Below are 2,008 nucleotides of genomic sequence, written 5' to 3'. Positions count from 1 at the left end.
GGTCCCGGTAGGGACGATGGTTACCCATCGCCCCCCGGCCAGATCCGTACGTGCGGCACTACCGCATACGGCTCCTATCGGATGTTGTGACGGTGAACCGAGCATCTGGATGCGGGTGCAACAAACGACATGGCGGCAGGTATTTGCGAAGCAGCCTTTGGAAACGATCCCAAGACAGCCGGTTTCGTTGGCTTCGACGCATCAAAGCGTTTCGCCAAGCTCGACCAACTTCCCAGCGGAACCCTCCCAACCGTCTTAGATTGTCTGGCACCGCATGGTAGTTCAAATACCCCTGTAACACTTGCCGTAGCCATCGACCTACTACTGCGATCGGTTCATGGCGTCTTCGCATTAGCGTTTCCCGAATGGCCATCAGCGTCGTGCGCATGCGCTTCTTGATTGTCAGACGGACAATCTTGAAGCCCCCATCATTGCGCCGCCTGCCACAGCAATGTGTGAATCCCAGAAAGTCGAAGGTCTCTGGCTTGCGGATACCACGCTCCCGGCAGTTTCGCGCAGCATACCGCCCAAAGCGTATTAGCCGCGTCTTTTCCGGGTGTAGTTGCAAGCCAAACTGAGCGAGTCGCTCCCGCAATGCTTGCAGGAAGCGCTGCGCCTCTCCTTCGTACTGGAACCCAATCACGCTGTCGTCGGCATAGCGTACAATGATCACGTCGCCTTTAGCGTTTCGGGTACGCCATTGCTGGACCCATAAATCCAATGCGTAATGCAGATAGATATTCGATAGCACGGGGCTAATTACAGAGCCTTGAGGAGTTCCTCGTGTTGATGCGACGCGGCGGCCATCCTCAATCGTGCCCGCTTTCAACCACTTGTGGATCAGGCGTATCAGCCGGCGGTCACCCACTCGATGTGACAGGAAACGAACCATCCACCCGTGATCGATTTCATCGTAAAACGAGCGAATATCCGCATCCAGTATCCAGTTGATCTTCCGCCTGTCGATCCCAACCCACAAGGCGTCCAGCGCGTCATGCTGGCCCCTTCCTTGCCGGAACCCGTATGAGAAGCCGAGGAAGTCTTGTTCATAGATCGCGCTCAGAACCGTGGACACGGCCATCTGCACGACCTTTTCTTCCAACGCTGCAATGCCGAGTGGACGGAGCCTTCCGTCATTCTTCGGAATGTAGACCCGTCGGGACGGTTGTGCGCGATAAACACCGGTCTGAATTTCCCGATGCAATTCGTGCACCCGCCCTTCGAGTATCTTCTCATAGTCGTACCACGTCACGCCGTCCACACCGCTCGCCGCCTGCTTGCGAAGCGCATGGAAGCTCTCCACCAATAGCGTCGGAGTGATGTGGTGCATCAGCGCCGTGAAACGCATCTTCGGGTTCCGCTTGGCGGCTTCCCGTACACCTTCAATCCCCATCGAAGCGTGTTTTATCCGGCTCTGTGTCCGGCACGCTGGAGTTTCGAAGGCGTTCCCTCCGATTACACCCCTTCCCTCCATTGCCTCCGCAGGATCATCTCCTTTGTTCGGCAACTTCTGCGGTACTATGGGTGTATCCGACTTCTCATCAACGTAGATGACTGGATTGTGGTCAACGACCTTCCCAGTCCCGTCCAGTCCATTTGCACTGGACACTGATGAGATCTCGCTGCTTCCGTATGAAAGACTTCCCGGCATGCACAGGGTCTCCGACCGCGCGGGATCGGGGCATGGCTTGCGATTGACGCCATGCACCGTGTTGCCTTCCGCTTCGCTTAACAGCGTCGGCATCCCGAACTGATCATTTCGCGGCTCTATGGCCGGCCTGCCGGTTTCCCCTGTCAACGCTTCGACGCACACCTCGCGATGTGCCCCGCATGACTCGGGGTCAGAGTGATTCGCCACTTCTTCTCCGTATTGAACTTTCATCAACTATCTTTCATCGGCTTTGCAGCCGCACTAAGCGCGAATTTCGGTGCGCCTTTTGAGGCGCAGCGCTCTGAGGCATGAAGTGTCCACCAAAATAGGTGGACACCAAATCATGGATGAAGATGC

Annotated in this window: 1 protein-coding gene; it reads right to left on the bottom strand. The window is 56.4% G+C overall.

Features of this window, described 5'->3' with window-relative positions:
• Nucleotides 1-58 precede the first annotated feature (58 nt).
• A complete protein-coding gene (ltrA, locus tag FHT71_RS31115) occupies nucleotides 59-1,882 on the bottom strand; it encodes a group II intron reverse transcriptase/maturase (protein WP_183723296.1) in 1,824 nt (607 codons plus the stop codon).
• Nucleotides 1,883-2,008 lie beyond the last annotated feature (126 nt).

This window comes from Rhizobium sp. BK060 (genome assembly GCF_014193145.1).
Taxonomy (GTDB): domain Bacteria; phylum Pseudomonadota; class Alphaproteobacteria; order Rhizobiales; family Rhizobiaceae; genus Rhizobium.
Note: the sequence above shows the minus strand (reverse complement) of the source record. Positions and strands in the feature narration are given on the sequence as shown.